The organism is Stenotrophomonas sp. B2, from assembly GCF_014947095.1.
GTDB lineage: Bacteria > Pseudomonadota > Gammaproteobacteria > Xanthomonadales > Xanthomonadaceae > Stenotrophomonas > Stenotrophomonas maltophilia_P.
This window is the reverse complement of record NZ_JADCQA010000010.1, coordinates 122,868-138,575: the sequence shown is the minus strand read 5'-3', so window position 1 is coordinate 138,575 and position 15,708 is coordinate 122,868. Positions and strand designations below refer to the sequence as shown.

Annotated in this window: 13 protein-coding genes; 11 read left to right on the top strand and 2 right to left on the bottom strand. The window is 68.7% G+C overall.

Annotation, left to right across the window (positions count from 1 at the left end; all coding sequences use genetic code 11):
- Nucleotides 1-65: 65 nt before the first annotated feature.
- Together IMX13_RS13440 and IMX13_RS13435 are read right to left on the bottom strand one after the other, a co-directional pair.
- Nucleotides 66-713 (bottom strand): hypothetical protein, encoded by a 648-nt coding sequence (locus IMX13_RS13440; protein WP_065181676.1) that lies wholly within the window; start codon nt 711-713, stop codon nt 66-68.
- A 155-nt stretch (nt 714-868) separates the two neighbouring features.
- Complete coding sequence (locus IMX13_RS13435; protein WP_193396526.1) at nt 869-3,289, bottom strand: penicillin-binding protein 1A; 2,421 nt, start codon at nt 3,287-3,289, stop codon at nt 869-871.
- Between the two features lie 219 nt (nt 3,290-3,508).
- Between IMX13_RS13435 and IMX13_RS13430 the strand changes: the two genes are divergently transcribed.
- The 11 genes from IMX13_RS13430 (at nt 3,509) to IMX13_RS13380 (ending at nt 15,661) form a co-directional block, all read left to right on the top strand.
- Complete coding sequence (locus tag IMX13_RS13430) at nt 3,509-4,567, top strand: pilus assembly protein PilM (protein ID WP_053518451.1); 1,059 nt, start codon at nt 3,509-3,511, stop codon at nt 4,565-4,567.
- Nucleotides 4,567-5,406, top strand: coding sequence for a PilN domain-containing protein (locus IMX13_RS13425; RefSeq protein WP_065175741.1), 840 nt, complete (start codon nt 4,567-4,569; stop codon nt 5,404-5,406). The genes IMX13_RS13430 and IMX13_RS13425 overlap by 1 nt, the downstream gene beginning before the upstream one ends.
- On the top strand, nt 5,403-6,059 hold the full coding sequence (gene pilO / locus IMX13_RS13420; protein WP_053518455.1) for a type 4a pilus biogenesis protein PilO: 657 nt from the start codon (nt 5,403-5,405) through the stop codon (nt 6,057-6,059). Before IMX13_RS13425 ends, pilO begins: the two co-directional genes overlap by 4 nt.
- On the top strand, nt 6,059-6,592 hold the full coding sequence (locus IMX13_RS13415) for a pilus assembly protein PilP (protein ID WP_053518457.1): 534 nt from the start codon (nt 6,059-6,061) through the stop codon (nt 6,590-6,592). Before pilO ends, IMX13_RS13415 begins: the two co-directional genes overlap by 1 nt.
- 21 nt (nt 6,593-6,613) lie before the next feature.
- The gene (locus tag IMX13_RS13410) at nt 6,614-8,584 is read left to right on the top strand and encodes a type IV pilus secretin PilQ family protein (RefSeq protein WP_053518459.1); all 1,971 of its coding nucleotides are present in this window, start codon (nt 6,614-6,616) and stop codon (nt 8,582-8,584) included.
- Between the two features lie 173 nt (nt 8,585-8,757).
- Nucleotides 8,758-9,783: a MoxR family ATPase gene (locus IMX13_RS13405; RefSeq protein ID WP_180875905.1), complete on the top strand. Its 1,026-nt coding sequence runs from the start codon at nt 8,758-8,760 to the stop codon at nt 9,781-9,783.
- 8 nt (nt 9,784-9,791) lie between these two features.
- The gene (locus tag IMX13_RS13400) at nt 9,792-10,721 is read left to right on the top strand and encodes a DUF58 domain-containing protein (protein ID WP_053518463.1); all 930 of its coding nucleotides are present in this window, start codon (nt 9,792-9,794) and stop codon (nt 10,719-10,721) included.
- Entirely contained in the window at nt 10,718-11,167 is a 450-nt protein-coding gene (locus IMX13_RS13395; protein ID WP_053518464.1) for a DUF4381 family protein, read from the top strand. Before IMX13_RS13400 ends, IMX13_RS13395 begins: the two co-directional genes overlap by 4 nt.
- Entirely contained in the window at nt 11,164-12,168 is a 1,005-nt protein-coding gene (locus IMX13_RS13390; RefSeq protein ID WP_193396525.1) for a VWA domain-containing protein, read from the top strand. Before IMX13_RS13395 ends, IMX13_RS13390 begins: the two co-directional genes overlap by 4 nt.
- The gene (locus IMX13_RS13385; protein ID WP_193396524.1) at nt 12,165-13,970 is read left to right on the top strand and encodes a VWA domain-containing protein; all 1,806 of its coding nucleotides are present in this window, start codon (nt 12,165-12,167) and stop codon (nt 13,968-13,970) included. Before IMX13_RS13390 ends, IMX13_RS13385 begins: the two co-directional genes overlap by 4 nt.
- The gene (locus IMX13_RS13380) at nt 13,967-15,661 is read left to right on the top strand and encodes a BatD family protein (RefSeq protein WP_193396523.1); all 1,695 of its coding nucleotides are present in this window, start codon (nt 13,967-13,969) and stop codon (nt 15,659-15,661) included. Before IMX13_RS13385 ends, IMX13_RS13380 begins: the two co-directional genes overlap by 4 nt.
- The last annotated feature ends 47 nt before the right edge of the window (nt 15,662-15,708 follow it).

Sequence of the window (15,708 nt, the reverse complement as noted above, 5' to 3'; positions counted from 1 at the left end):
CGGTCGCCCTGATGCATGACGACGCCCCACGCGGTCCGCCGCGTGGGGCGTCTGCGTTGTGGGGCTCAGATGCTGCCGAGATAGCTTTCGATCTGCTCCTGGCTGAGCAGTTCACGCAGCTGGGCCTGCGAGGCGCGCCGCATCGGCTTCTCGTCGACCGGTGACAGCGGTGCCTGGCGCAGGGCGTCATACGGCAGCACGGCCAGGTCGAACGTCAGGTCCTCCGCACTGAACACCCAGACCGGCACGTCCAGGCTGCGCTCGCGGTCCAGGCGCAGCCGGCGCACGCGCGACTCGGCCGGAATGCCCTGTTCGTCCAGGAAGCGATGCACGGCTTCGGGGTCGTCGCTGTGCAGATGCACCTGCACGGGGCTGTTGGCATCGGCGGTGCCGTCCAGCACCGGGCCGACCAGGCGCGGGGCGAAGGCATGCAGGAATTCCAGTGCGCGCAACGCAGCTTCGCGACGGCGCTGCAGCTCGTTGCCGTGCTGGGGGCCAGCGAACAGGCGCTGGTACTCGCGCAGCGCATCCTCGATCTCGACATTGCGGGGCAACGAGGCATCGTCATGGATGCCGAGCCGGCTGGCCGCCTTCAGTTTGGCCTGGTGGAAGTCGCGGATACCGCCTTCGGCCATCAGGCGGGCGGCTTCGTGGGCGAGGCGGTGACGACGCTCACGGGTCTGGGTGGTGGCATGCTGGCGGGCGCGATGCATGCGGGAACTCCTGTTGCGACCTGGCTACAGACTAGCGCAACGGTGTGACATCTGCGTGGGGAATGCAGGAGGGATGCGGGGCAGGGCCCACGCTCGGCTGTCCGGGCCGTCGAGCCGGGCATGCGCCGGCTCGACGGTGACGCCCGCGGCGCGCGTCAGAAGATATCGAACGCAGCCGCGTCGGCCTGAGGGGTATTGAGGTTCAGGTCATAGTCCGTCAGGCGATCCATGTCCTCCACCTTGACCCATTCGGTCGCGCCGTTGAGCGTGGTCTGCACCATGCCGCTGGGCGGGTCGTTCTGCGCGATCGGCGTGTCCTTCAGCGCGGTGCGCATGTACTCGATCCAGATCGGCAGCGCGGCCTTGCCACCGTATTCGCGGTAACCCAGCGAACGGAAGTCATCCCGGCCCACCCACACGGTGGTTACGTACGGGCCGCCGAAGCCGGAGAACCAGGCGTCGCGGTGGTCGTTGGTGGAGCCGGTCTTCCCGCCCACGTCCTCGCGGCCGAGCACCTTGGCCTGGGTGCCGGTACCGCGCTGGACCACATCGCGCATCATCGACACCAGCTGGTAGGCGGTGCGTGCATCGATCGCGCGCGGCGCGGTGCGCGCATCCGGGTTGACCGGTGCGGCAGCGGTTTCGGTGGTGGCCTGCGCCTTGGCGGCGGCCGGGTCCGGCGTGGGGGCCGGGGCACCGAAGTTGAAGCCGTCCACGACCTGGCTGACCGGCTGGTCGCTGCTGCCGGCACAGTCGCGGCAGGCCAGTGCCGGGTTCTCCTTGAACACCAGGTTGCCGTCGCGGTCGTTCACCTGGTCGATCAGCCAGGTGTCCACGCGCGAGCCGCCGTTGGCGAACACGGCATAGCCACGGGCCACCGACAGCGGGGTCAGCGAGGCGGTGCCGAGCGACATCGACAGGTTCGGCGGCAGCTCCGATTCGGCGAAGCCGAACTCGCTGATGTACTTGCGGGCGTAGTCCACGCCCATGCCGTCGAGCAGGCGCACCGAGACCAGGTTGCGCGACTGCACCAGGGCTTCGCGCAGGCGCATCGGGCCGCGGAAGCCACCGCCATCGTTCTGCGGTGCCCAGGTCTTGCCGCGGCGGTCGCGGAACACGACCGGGGCATCAAGCACGATCGAAGCCGGGTTGTAACCCTTGTCGAACGCTGCGGCATAGACGAACGGCTTGAAGCTCGAACCGGGCTGGCGACGGGCCTGGGTGGCGCGGTTGAACTTGTTGCCGGAGAAGCTGAAACCGCCGACCAGCGCCTTCAGCGCACCGCTGTGGGCATCCAGCGAGACCAGCGCGGACTGGCCGCGCGGGATCTGGTCCAGCAGCCACTCGCCCTGCTTGTCGCCGGCGCGCACACGCACGATGTCGCCGCGCTGCACCAGCTTGCCAGGGGTCTTGTTGGTCCACCGGGCGGCACCGGCCGGCAGCACGATCTCGCTGCGGTTGGCCAGCACCACCGTGGCGCTGCCATCGGCACCGGCGCTGGCAACGATCGCCGGCAGCAGGCCGGCCTGCGCCGGGATGCCGCGCAGATGTTCGGCCAGAGCTGCGGCATCGTCGCCGGCCCCCAGCTGCACCTGCTTCTCCACGCCGTGCCAGCCGTGGCGGTGGTCATACAGCAGCAGGCCGTCACGCACCGACAGGTTGGCCGCGGTCTGCAGGGTCGAATCGATGGTGGTGGTGACGTGGTATCCCTTGTTGACCACATCGCCGCCGAAGCGCGCGATCATCTCCTGGCGCACCAGTTCGGCCACGTAGGGCGCCTCGACCTGCACCGGCGGCTCATGCGCGGTGGCATGCATCGGCACGGCCTTGGCCGCATCGGCCTCGGCCTGGCTGACGAACTTCAGATCGGCCATGCGCTGCAGCACATAGTTGTCGCGGCGCTGGCGGGCGCGTTCCGGGTTGGAGATCGGGTTACCGGAGGAGGGGAACTTCGGGATGCCGGCCAGCGAGGCCATCTCATCCAGGTCCAGCTCGGCCAGCTTCTTGCCGTAGTAGAACTCCGCTGCCGCGGCCACACCGTAGGCACGGTTGCCGAAGAAGCTCTTGTTCAGGTACAGCTCGAAGATCTCGTCCTTGCTCAGCTCGGACTCGATCTTGCGGGCCAGCAGGATCTCGGCCAGCTTGCGGGTGTAGCTGTACTCGGAACTGAGGAAGAACTGGCGGGCCACCTGCTGGGTGATGGTGGACCCGCCGGGCACGCGCTTGTCGTTGGTGGTGGCCAGCAGCCACACCGCGCGGGCGATGCCCTTGTAGTCCACGCCGCCATGTTCATAGAAGCGGGCGTCCTCGGTGGCCAGGAAAGCCTGCTTGAGCTTCTCCGGCACCTCCTTCATGGTGACCGGGGTGCGCCGGGTCTCGCCGAACACCGCCATCAGCTTGCCGTCGGCGGCATAGACGTACATCGGCTCCTGCATCTCCACGTCGCGCAGGGTCTGCACGTCGGGGAGCTTGGAGGACACAGCGTAGTAGAGACCGCCCACAGCGGCCGCACCGATCAGCGCCAGGACCAGGACAATCAGGAAGATCCAGCGCAGCCAGCGGCGGAGTCGAGTCATCGGGTTCAGATTCCGATTGCGAATTTCGTGGTCGCAGAGTATAGATTACGCAAGGTGGCGGCTGGGGTCGGCACCGGGGAGCGCAAGGGGAAACGCCAGGGGCTGCATCGTGAACCTGTGAGGGAATTCACAGCAGGGCGGTTGCCATTTGCTAAGAATACGTTATTAATGCGCGGTCGCAGTTCTTGCGTCCAAGTGCCCGTCGGCAGGGGAGAAACCGTGGGGCTCATCCCAAAAAGTCAGTCGCCGCTTATTGGCGTCGACATCAGTTCGACTGCGGTAAAGCTGTTGCAGCTTTCCCGCAGTGGCAATCGTTTCCGTGTGGAACATTACGCCGTGGAACCACTGCCGCCGAATGCGGTCGTGGAGAAGAACATCGTCGAGGTGGAGGCCGTGGGTGAGGCCATCCGCCGGGCGTTGAACCGTTCCGGCAGCAAGGCGAAGCAGGCCGCCGCCGCCGTGGCCGGCTCGGCCGTGATCACCAAGGTGATCCCGATGCCGGCCGAGCTCGACGAGAACGACATGGAAGCGCAGATCGAGCTGGAAGCGGTCAACTACATTCCCTATCCGATCGAGGAAGTGAACCTGGACTTCGAGGTGATCGGGGTGATCCCGAACAACCCGGAGATGGTCCAGGTGCTGCTGGCCGCGTCGCGGTCCGAGAATGTGGAACTGCGCCAGTCGGCGCTGGAACTCGGCGGCCTCCAGGCCAAGGTGATGGACGTGGAGGCCTTCGCGGTCGAGAACGCCTTCGCCCTGGTTGCCAGTGAGCTGCCGGTGTCCACCGACGGCGTGGTCGCGCTGGTCGACATCGGCGCCACGATGACCACCCTGAACGTCCTGCGCGGCGGGCGCAGCCTGTACAGCCGCGAACAGGTGTTCGGCGGCAAGCAGCTGACCGACGAGATCATGCGCCGCTACGGCCTGAGCTACGAGGAAGCCGGCCTGGCCAAGCGCCAGGGCGGGCTGCCGGAAAGCTACGAGATGGAAGTGCTGGAGCCGTTCAAGGAAGCCACGGTCCAGCAGATCAGCCGCCTGTTGCAGTTCTTCTACGCCGGCAGCGAATTCAATCGTGTCGATCATATCGTGCTGGCCGGAGGCTGCGCGGTTCTTGGGGGCCTGCCGGAAATGGTCGAGGAGCAGCTGGGTGTGCCGACCGTGGTCGCCAATCCGCTGGCGCAGATGACGCTGGGACCGAAGGTGAACGCGCATGCGCTGGCCCAGGATGCTCCCGCGCTGATGATCGCGACCGGTCTGGCGCTGAGGAGCTTCGACTGATGGCACGCATCAACCTGTTGCCCTGGCGCGCCGAACGGCGCAAGCAACGCCAGCGCGAGTTCTACGCAATGCTGGGCATGGCCGCCGTGGGTGGCCTGCTGCTGTCGCTGATGATCTGGTTCTACTACGACCGCCAGGTCAGCGGCCAGATGGACCGCAATGCCTACCTGCAGGCCGAGATCGACAAGGTCAAGGAGCAGAACAAGGAGATCGACCGCCTCGACGCGCAGAAGGAGCGGCTGCTGGCGCGCAAGAAGGTGATCGAGGAACTGCAGGCCAAGCGCTCGCAGATGGTCCACCTGTTCGACGCGCTGGTGCGCACCATTCCCGATGGCGTCGTGCTGACCGCCCTGAAGCAGGAAGGGGACACCCTTACCCTGGAAGGCCGCACCCAGTCCAACGCCCGCGTTTCGGCGTACATGCGCAACCTGGAGACGTCCGGCTGGATGGCCAGTCCGGAGCTGTCGATCATCGAGGCGCGTGAGCCGGACAAGGACAAGGACGGTCGCCCGGGCCCGGTATCGGACATCAAGGCGCTGCCGTATGTGTTCGTGGTCAAGGTGAAGCTGCCGGCGCAGAGCGAGGAGGCCACCGCGCCGCCGGGCCTGAATGCCGATGGCACCGTGGCACCGGCCGCAGCCGCCGAACCGGTCGCACCGCTGTCGGCCGCACCCGAGGCGGCCACACCCGCCGCACCGGCCGCACCCGCCACCGCACCCGCCACCACGCCGCCCCCGGCAACGGCCCCGCCGGCCGCCGCGCCGGCCAAGCCGGAGGGCAGCCGCCTGGCGCAGCCGCCGCAGGCCTTCCACGCCCCGTTGCAGGGGGACCGCGCATGAGCCAGAAGATCGATCTCAAGAACCTGGATTTCAACGACATCGGCAACTGGCCGCAGAAGGCCAAGATCGTCTTCTGCGCGCTGCTGGCGCTGGTCATCATGTTCGTGGCGTGGATGCTGCTGATCAGTGGCAAGCGCGAGGAACTGGAGGGCCTGGAGCGGCAGGAGACCGAGCTGCGCACCGAGTTCACCAAGCAGCAGGAACGTGCGGTGAACCTGGCGCCGCTGAAGCAGCAGCTGGCACAGATGGAGCAGGTGCTGCAGCAGATGCTGCGGCAGCTGCCGAGCAAGACCGAAATGCCGGACCTGATCATCGACATCTCGCAGACCGCGTTGTCCAGCGGCCTGTCCAACGAGCTGTTCGAACCCGAGTCCGAGCAGATCAAGGAGTTCTACGCCGAGAAGCCGATCAAGCTGCGGATGGTGGGCAGCTACCACCAGTTCGGTGCGTTCGTCAGCGGCGTGGCTTCGTTGCCGCGGGTGGTCATCCTGACCATGCACGACATCAACCTCAAGCCCAAGGACAAGACCAGCGGCAACGTCCGGGCAGGTGCGCTGGAGCTGTCCGGCACGGTCAAGACCTACCGGTATCTGGACGAAGCCGAAGTGCAGGCGCAGCAGAGCGCTGACGCCGGCAAGGAGGGCGGGAAGTGATGCGCGCACAGATCGTACGCGGTTCGATGGTGCTGGCGGTCCTGCTGCTGGCCGGCTGTGGCCGCGGCGTGACCAGCACGCCGGGCGATGCGCCGAACCTGGAGAAGTGGGTGGAGGGCGAGCGTGCGCGACCGGCGCAGCCGCTGGAGCCGCTGCCGGTGATGCAGCAGTTCGAGACCTTCGAATACTCCGCGCAGGGCATGCGCGATCCGTTCACCGATGCCTGGACCAATCCGCAGCAGGGGAACGGCGGATTGCGACCGGACCCGAACCGGCGCAAGGAGCCCCTGGAGGGCTTCCCGCTGGACGCACTGGACATGGTCGGCACCATCGGCACCGGCGGCAGCACCGTCGCGCTGGTGATGGGGCCGGACAAGGTCACCTACCGGGTCCGCCCGGGCGGCTACCTGGGGCAGAGCGACGGGCGGGTCACCGCGGTCTTCGAGGACCGCGTTGAACTGATCGAACTGGTGCCGGATGGCGCGGGTGGTTGGCTGGAACGGCCAGCGACGCTCGCGCTGGAAGATCAATGATCGTTTACTGGGGATAGCACGATGACCTTTCACCAAGCCAAGGGGCTGCGTCCCATCCGGCGCTCTACCTTGAACCGTGTCAGCGCGCTGGGAGTCGCGCTGATGCTGGCCTGCGCTCCGGCGCTGGCCGCCGCACCGGCGGAGAAACCGGCCAGCACCGCGGTGGCCCCTTCGGCCCCGGCGACAACTGGCCTGTCGGTGTCCAAGATCGATTTCAAGCGCGGCGATGACGGCGTCGGCCGCCTGATCCTGCAGTTCGACGGCCAGGGCGCGATTCCCGACCTGCGCACGCAGGGCAGCAACGTCGTGGTCGACGTGGGCAACGCGCGCCTGCCGGCCAACCTGCAGAAGCCGATGAACGTGGTCGACTTTGCCACGCCCGTGCAGCGCATCGATGCCAAGCCATCGGGCGCCGGGACCCAGCTGGTGCTGAGCACGGCGGGTACGGTGGAGTCGCTGGCCTACCAGAGCGGCAACGAATACGTGGTCGAGATCAGTCCGCGACAGGCGCCCGCCGCCGTCGGTGCGGTCAACGCCGGTACGGTCACCCAGGCGGCGAAGGCCGTCGGCCAGCGTGGCTACTCGGGCAAGCCGGTCACCTTCAACTTCCAGGACGTGCCGGTGCGCACGGTGCTGCAGTTGATCGCCGAAGAATCCAACCTCAATGTCGTGGCGTCCGATTCGGTACAGGGCAACGTGACCCTGCGCCTGGTCAACGTTCCGTGGGACCAGGCGCTGGACATCGTGCTGCGCGCGAAGGGCCTGGACAAGCGTCGCGATGGCAGCGTGATCTGGGTCGCGCCGCAGGCCGAGCTGGCCAAGTTCGAGCAGGAGAAGGAAGACGCCCGCATCGCCATCGAGAACCGCGAAGACCTGGTGACCGATTACGTGCAGATCAACTACCACAGCGCCACGCAGATCTTCAAAGCGCTGACCGAGGCCAAGGGCATCGGCGGCGGTGGTGGTGGTGGAAGTGGCGGTTCCTCGTCGCAGGAGGAAAGCGGGTTCCTGTCCACGCGCGGCCGCATCGTTGCCGACGAGCGCACCAACACGCTGATGATCAGCGACATCCCCAAGAAGATCGCACGCATGCGCGAACTGATCGGGGTGATCGATCGTCCGGTGGACCAGGTGCTGATCGAAAGCCGCATCGTGATCGCCACCGACACCTTTGCCCGCGAACTGGGTGCGAAGTTCGGCATCAGCGGCAGCCGCGACAATGTCTACTTCAGCGGCAGCCTCGACGCCAACGCCAAGACCCGCAAATCGCAGGTCGATACCGCGCTGGAAAATGCCAAGGCCGTGCGTGAGTGGCAGGCCGGTGGCAGTGTCGGTCCGGCGCCCGTGCCGACCGGCTCGACCATCGAGCGTGGCCTGAACTGGAACCTGCCGGTGGCCCTGGCCAACAACCCGGGTTCGCTGGCGCTGTCGATCCTCAACGCGGGCTACCTGCTGGATGTCGAGTTGTCGGCCATGCAGGAGGAGTCGCGTGGCGAAGTGATCTCCAATCCGCGCGTGGTCACCACCAACCAGCGCGAGGCGATGATCAAGCAGGGCAAGGAGATCGGCTACGTCACCATCAGCGGTACCGGTGCCGCCGGGGGCGCGGGTTCGACGCCGAACGTGCAGTTCAAGGAAGTCGTGCTGGAGCTGCGGGTGACCCCGACGATCACCAATGACAACCGCGTGTTCCTGAACATGCAGGTCAAGAAGGATGAAGTCGATCGCCTGATCGAACTGCAGGGCTACGGCACGGTGCCGTCGATCAACCGCCGCGAAGTCAATACCGCGGTGCTGGTCGAGGACGGCCAGACCGTGGTGATCGGCGGTGTGTACGAGTTCACCGATCGCAACAGCATCAGCAAGGTGCCGTTCCTGGGCGATGTGCCGTTCCTGGGCAATCTGTTCAAGAAGCGCGGTCGCAACAAGGACAAGGCCGAGCTGCTGGTGTTCGTGACGCCGAAGGTGCTGCGCGTGGCCAAGCAGAACTGAGCCACCGCCTGCAGCAGGTGCGAAACGGGGCCGCCATGTGCGGCCCCGTCTGCGTTGCGGCCATGCAGCCACGCAGGGCGTGGACGCTGTTCAGCGTCTCTTGATGCCATCGCCGGGGCGACCCTGCGATGATGTCGGGAACCCGTGCCGTCCTGTGCCGGTCAAAGGCCCTCATGAACCTGCCCCCGCCGATGCCCGAATCTGCAATGCCGGCTGCCACGCCGGCCACGTCCCGCCTGCACGCGGCGTTCAACACGTTGCGCGAGGCGCTGTCGGCCGAGATCGTCGGCCAGGCCGCCCTGGTCGAGCGCCTGCTGATCGCGCTGCTGGCCGATGGCCATCTGCTCGTGGAGGGCGCGCCCGGGTTGGCCAAGACCACCGCCATCCGCGCCCTGGCAGCGCGCCTGGAGGCCGATTTCGCGCGCGTGCAGTTCACCCCGGACCTGTTGCCTGCCGATCTGACCGGTACCGAGATCTGGCGCCCGCAGGAAGGCCGTTTCGAATTCGTGCCGGGCCCGATCTTCCATCCGATCCTGCTGGCCGATGAAATCAATCGTGCACCGGCCAAGGTGCAGTCGGCGCTGCTGGAAGCGATGGGCGAGCGCCAGGTCACCGTGGGTCGCCACACCTATGCGTTGCCCTCGTTGTTCCTGGTGATGGCCACGCAGAACCCGATCGAGCAGGAGGGCACGTTCCCGTTGCCCGAAGCGCAGCTGGACCGCTTCCTGATGCATGTGCGCATCGGTTATCCGGACCAGACGGCCGAGGCGGAAATCCTGCGGCTGGCGCGCGAACGTGCGCGCGGCGCGCTGGGTGAAGCCCCGGCGGCCCCGGAGAAAATGCCGATGCAGGATGTCTTCCAGGCGCGTCGCCAGGTACTGGACCTGCACATGGCACCGGCCCTGGAACGCTACCTGGTGGAGCTGGTGCTGGCCTCCCGGGATCCGGCCCGCTACGACCCCGCGCTGGGCCGTCGCATCGCGTGGGGCGCCAGCCCGCGCGGTTCGATCGCGCTGGAGCGTTGCGCGCGTGCGCGCGCGTGGTTGGCCGGCCGTGACTTCGTCACCCCTGATGATGTGCGTGCAGTGGCTGCGGACGTGCTGCGCCATCGCGTGCTGCCGAGCTACGAGGCGACCGCCGAAGGCTGGGATGGCGAACGGCTGGTGCAGGAACTGCTGGCCCGGGTGCCGGCACCCTGAGCCTGCGCATGACCGATACATCCCAGGAGCATGGAGTGTCCGCCAGCGAAGGCGATGGACTGCGCCCGCAGCTGGCCGAGCTGGTGGCGCTGCGCCGTCTGGCCCAGCGTCCGCCGCCGCCCCGTCGCGGCCGCGCCGGCAATGCGGGGCAGGCACCGTCGCCGCTGCGCGGGCGCGGCATGGAGTACGCCGAATCGCGCGAGTACGTCGCCGGTGACGATGCCCGTCATATCGACTGGCGCGTGACCGCGCGCACCGGTCGTGCCCATACCAAGCTGTTCCAGGCCGAACGCGAACGGGTCAGTCTGATCGTGGCCGATACCTCGCCTGCGCTGTATTTCGGCACCCGCGTGCGCTTCAAGTCGGTGCAGGCCGCGCGTGCCGGCGCAGTCGCCGCCTGGTCGGCGCAGCGCCGCGGCGACCGCATCGGGGCGCTGCGCGGCAGTGACCGCGAAGCGCCGGTGGCGCCAGCCGGCGGACCACGTGGCGTGCTGCGCGTGCTCGACGCGCTGACGCGCTGGTATGCGCAACCTCCGGCCGATGATCTGGGTCTGGAGCGCGCGCTGGACCACGCGGCGCGCGTTCTGCGTCCGGGTGCACGGCTGCTGGTGCTGGCCGACCCGCAGCAGGCCATCCGCATTGCGCCGGCGCGATGGGGAGCGCTGGCCCAGCATCACGACCTCAGCCTGGTGCTGCTGGTCGATCCGCTGGAGCTGCAGCCACCGTCGGCGCCCCTGCAGTTCCTTGCCGCCCAGCAGCGCATCGGACTGGACCTGCGCCGCGGCGACGTGCAGGCGCAGTGGCATGCGCATTTCGTTGAACCGCTGCAGGAACTGCAGCGCCAGCTGGGGGCACGCCGCATCGATGTGCAGGTACTGAGCAGTGATGCGGCCAGCGATGCCTGGCTGGCGCCGGCGCCTACCGAGGTACCCGCATGAGCGCAGCGCTGCCCCTGCGCGATGTGCAGCTGCCACCGGCACCGTCGTGGTGGCCGCCGGCCCCCGGCTATCTGATGATCGGGGCGGTTCTGCTGCTGGCGCTGCTGATCCTCGCCCTGCTGTGGTGGCGTCGCCGTCGGCGTCAGCAGCGCTGGTTGCAGGCGTTTGATCGCGAGCTGGCGGGCGCGACCGATGCCGCCGCTGAGGTGGCGGCCATTGCGGGCCTGCTGCGCCGTGCCGCGCGTCAGGCACGGCCGGGCAGCGAAGCGTTGCATGACCACGCCTGGTGGCAGCGGGTGGATCCGCAGGCGACGTTGCCGGCGGCGCAGCGCGATCTGCTTGCCGAGGGCGCGTACCGGCCGCAGGTGGATGCGGCCGATGTCGCAGTGCTGCGCCGCTGGGCACGCGGACGTTACCTGGCGATGCTGCAGGAGCGGCGCCGATGAGTGCACTGGCGAGTTACTGGCCCTGGCCGGACCTGCAGCTGGCCTGGCCATTGGCGCTGTTGGCGGTGCCGTTGCCGTTGCTGATGCTGGCCTGGAAGCGCCGTGCCGCCCCCGGCGCTGCGCTGCGCGTGCCCTATGCCGCGACCGAACTGGAGGCCCTGGCCGGAGCAGGCCGTATCGATGCGCACAGGTGGCGTGCGCTGCTGCTGTGGCTGGGCTGGATCGCGCTGTGCGTGGCGCTGGCGCGGCCGCAGCAGTTGGGCGAGGCGATCACACCGCCGCTGCAGGGGCGCCAGATGATGCTGGCGATGGACGTGTCCGGCAGCATGGGCGAGGCCGACATGGTGCTCGGCGGTCAGGCCGTCGATCGGCTGACCGCCGCCAAGGCCGTGCTGGCCGACTTTCTTGACCGTCGTGCAGGCGATCGCATCGGCCTGCTGATCTTTGGTGATCGGGCCTATACGCTGACCCCGCTCACTGCCGACCTGGCCAGCGTCCGCGACCAGCTGCGCGACAGCGTGGTCGGCCTGGCCGGGCGCGAGACCGCCATCGGCGATGCCATCGGCCTTGCGGTCAAGCGCCTGCGCAGCCAGCCCGAGGGCCAGCGTGTGCTGATCCTGCTCACCGATGGCGTCAGCAATGCAGGCGTGCTGGAACCGCTGCGTGCGGCGGAGGTAGCGCGTGCCGAGGGCGTGCGCATCCACACCGTCGCCTTTGGCGGCGATGGCAGCATGCGCTTTCTCGGCATTCCGATTTCCGCCGACCAGGACCCGGTGGACGAGGCGACGCTCAGGCAGATCGCCCGGATGACCGGCGGCCAGTTCTTCCGCGCCCGCGACACTGCCGAGCTTGCAGGCATCTATGCCGAGCTGGACCGGCTGGAGCCCATCGCGGAGAAGGGGCCGGTCCTGCGCCCGCGCGATGAGCGTTATCCCTGGCCGCTGGGCGTGGCGCTGCTGCTCGGTGCGCTTGCGTGGGCATGGCCGGAGCGTCGTCGATGATCGCCCTGGCATCCCATCTGCCGGACTGGAACGCGCTGCATTTCCTGCGGCCTGACTGGCTGTGGGCGTTGGCCGCGCTGCCGTTGATCGTGGCCGTAGCGGTGTATCGACAGCGCCGCAGCGATGCATGGCGGCAGGCGGTCGATGCCCATCTGCTGCCCCATCTGCTGGCGTCGGGGCCGCGCCGTCGCATGCGCCTGCCGTGGGCGCAGCTGCTGGGCTGGACGCTGGCGTGCCTGGCCCTGGCCGGGCCCAGCTGGCGACAGCAGGCGCAGCCGATGTTCCAGGCCAGCGCACCGTTGCTGGTGGTGCTGGACCTGTCCAGCCGGATCACCGCCACCGACCTGCCGCCGTCGCGCCTGCTGCAGGCGCGGGCCAAGATCGGCACCTTGCTGCGCGCCCGCGAGGGCGGCCAGGTTGGGCTGATCGTCTATGCGGACGATGCCTATACCGTCGCTCCGTTGACCGAGGATGCCAGCAATGTCGCGCTCTATCTGGACGCGCTGTCGCCGGATGTCATGCCGCGCGATGGCCAGCGTGCCGATCGTGGCATCGATTGGGCGACACGGCTGATGCGGCAGACCGGCGCGCCCCAGGGGCAGATCCTGGTGGTCACCGACCAGGCTGACGATGAGGCCGAACTCGCTGCTTCGCAGGCCCGCAGCCTGGGGCTGCAGGTGTCGGTGCTGGGTCTGGGAACTCCGGGCGGTGCCGCGTACCGCGACAGCAGCGGCCAGATCCGCCAGGCCGCGCTGGACGAAGGCCGCCTGCGCGCCGTGGCGACGGCCGGCGGCGGCCGCTATGTGCGGATCGCCGCCGATGATCGCGACCTGCGCGCGCTGGGTGTGCTCGATGCACGTGAAGGCACAGCGCTGCAGCGGCCGGGTACCGGTCACCAATGGCGCGACGAAGGCTTCTGGTTGCTGCCGCCGTTGATGCTGCTTGCGCTGCTGGCGTTCCGACGGCGTGCGCTGCTGGCTGCCGTGCTGGCGGTCGGCCTGTTGCCGTGGACGGACGGCGCGCAGGCGCAGGCACAGACGCGGCCGGTGCAGGGCACGCTGTGGAAGCGGGCGGACCAGGTGCAGCATCAGCGTCTGGCCGAAGGCGTACAGGCCTACCGCCAGGGTGACTTCGCACGTGCCCGGCAGCAGTTCGAAGGGCTCGACACCGCGGCCGGCTGGTACAACCTCGGCAATGTGCTGGCCCGCCAGGGCCAGTACGACGATGCCATAGCCGCCTACGATCGCGCACTGGCCCTGCACCCGGGGATGGCCGACGCGGTGGCCAACCGTGCGGTTGTCGATGCTGCACGCAAGCGCAAGCCGCCGGGTGGCCAGCGGCAGAACCCGGGACAGCAGAATCCGCCCCGGAAGCCGTCCTCGACGCCGCAGGATCAGCAGGGCCAGCCACAGCAGGGCCAGCCGTCGGGGCAGGGACAGCCGCAGGCGCCCTCGCAGCGCCCCCCGCCTTCGGACTCCGGCGCGCAGCCGCAGCCGCAGTCGCGGCCTGGTGAGCGTGGTGATCAGGGGCCGCCGTCACCGCCCCAGGCCGAGGACGCCCATGCGCAGGCCGAGGCCGACGCGCAGCAGCGACAGCGCATGCAGCAGGCCATCGAACAGGGGCGCGAGGGCCGGGAGAAGAATGATCCGACCGTGGCGGGCGATGACGGCCGCACGCCGCGCCAGCGCGAGGAACAACAGGCGGTGGACGCCTGGATGCGGCGCGTGCCGGATGATCCGGGCGCGTTGCTGCGTGCCAAGTTCCAGCTGGAAAACGAACGCAGGAAGAGGGAAGGGCGATGAACATGCACGGCCTACGCCGGTGTGCGGCAATGCTGCTGCTGTGGCTGCCATTGATGGCCTGGGCAGAGCCGCGGGCATGGCTGGACCGCGATCGCATCGCGATGGGGGATACGGTCACCCTCAACGTGCAGAGTGATGCCGGTGCGCCGGACTTCACGCCGCTGCGCAGTGACTTCGATCTCAGTGGGCAGACCAGCAGCCGCCAGGTGGAGTGGAGCAACGGCAGCATGCAGCAACGCAGTCTGTATGGCGTGGCGCTGACACCGCGACGCAGTGGCGCGCTGACGATCCCGGCCCTGCAGGTGGGTACTGCGCAGACCGCACCGCTGACGTTGCAGGTGGACGCCGCCGCCCCGGTCACCGCTGCCAACGGTGCGGCCATGGCGTTCATACAGACCGATGTCGACGATGACACGCCCTACGTGCAGCAGAGCGTTGGCGTGGTCGTGCGCCTGTTCTTCGCCTCGCAGCTGGCCTCCGGCGAGCTCATCGTGGATACGCCCGCCGGTGCCTCGCTGCAGCGGGTGGGCGACGACCGCACCGGCGTGAGGCAGGTCAATGGACGCCGCTACAACGTGGTCGAGCGCCGCTTCCTGCTGATTCCCGAGCGCAGCGGGACACTGCGCCTGGCCGGCGCGCGCTTCAACGGCCGCAGCGCAGGCGGCTTCTTCGATGACTTCTTCGGAGGGGGCGATGGCCGCATGAACGCCACCGGCGCCGACCGCACGCTGCAGGTGCAGGCACAGCCGGTGCAGGCGCCGCAGCCGTGGCTGCCGTTGCAGGGCCTGCAGTTGCGCTATACCAGCGCGCCGAGTACTGCGCGTACCGGCGAGGCCGCCACCATCGTGGTCGAAGCGATCGCCGAAGGTGCCACCCGTGCCCAGTTCACCGACCTTCCGGTTCCGGACCTCGGCACGGCGGCGCAGGTGTTCGCCGAACCGGCGCAGTACGAAGAGACCTTCAACGGCAGCACCCCGCGGTTGAAGATCACCCGTCGTTACTCCGTCGTGCCCCGCGAGCCGGGTCCGCTGCAGGTGCCGGGGCCGAGGGTGTCATGGTGGAACGTGCGCGACGGCAGCGCGCAGCAGGCACGACTGCCGGACCTGGCACTGACGGTCAGCGCCGGTACGGGCACTGCCGCGCCCGCCCCGCCGCCGCCGATCGACACCGATGCAGCGCTGCCCGACGACGACACGCGCATTGCGGCCACCGATCCGATCGCCTCGGGGACGCCGAGCCAGCCCTGGCCCTGGATTGCCGCGGTGATCGGCCTGGCGCTGCTGTGGTTGCTGACCCTGCTGTGGGGCTGGCAGCGCGGACGCGGTGGGCCGTCCATGCGCGGTGCCACTCGCCCGCCGGGGCCGCCGTCCGGGCCGGAAGCCAGCGAAGGACGCGGCAGCGTCGCCGAACTGCGCCGGGTGCTGGACGGCGAGGGCTTCGACCAGGTCGAAGCGCAGCTGTGCGCGATGGCAGGTGTACCGCGGCTGGAGCAGGTCATCGCCAGGCTGGGTGATCCGATCCAGCGCCGAGTGCTGCAGGACCTCCAGCAGGTGCGATGGGGCGGGCAGGGAGAGCCGGCACCGCTGCGTGTGCGGTTGCGCGAGGCCTTCCGTGACGGACCACACTGGTCGGGGACCGCCCGCGGCACCGACACTGGGCTGGCGCCGCTGTATCCGCAGCGCCGAACCTGAACCGGCGCCGCTTGCGCGCTTTGTTAGAGTGCATTCATTTTTCGAGG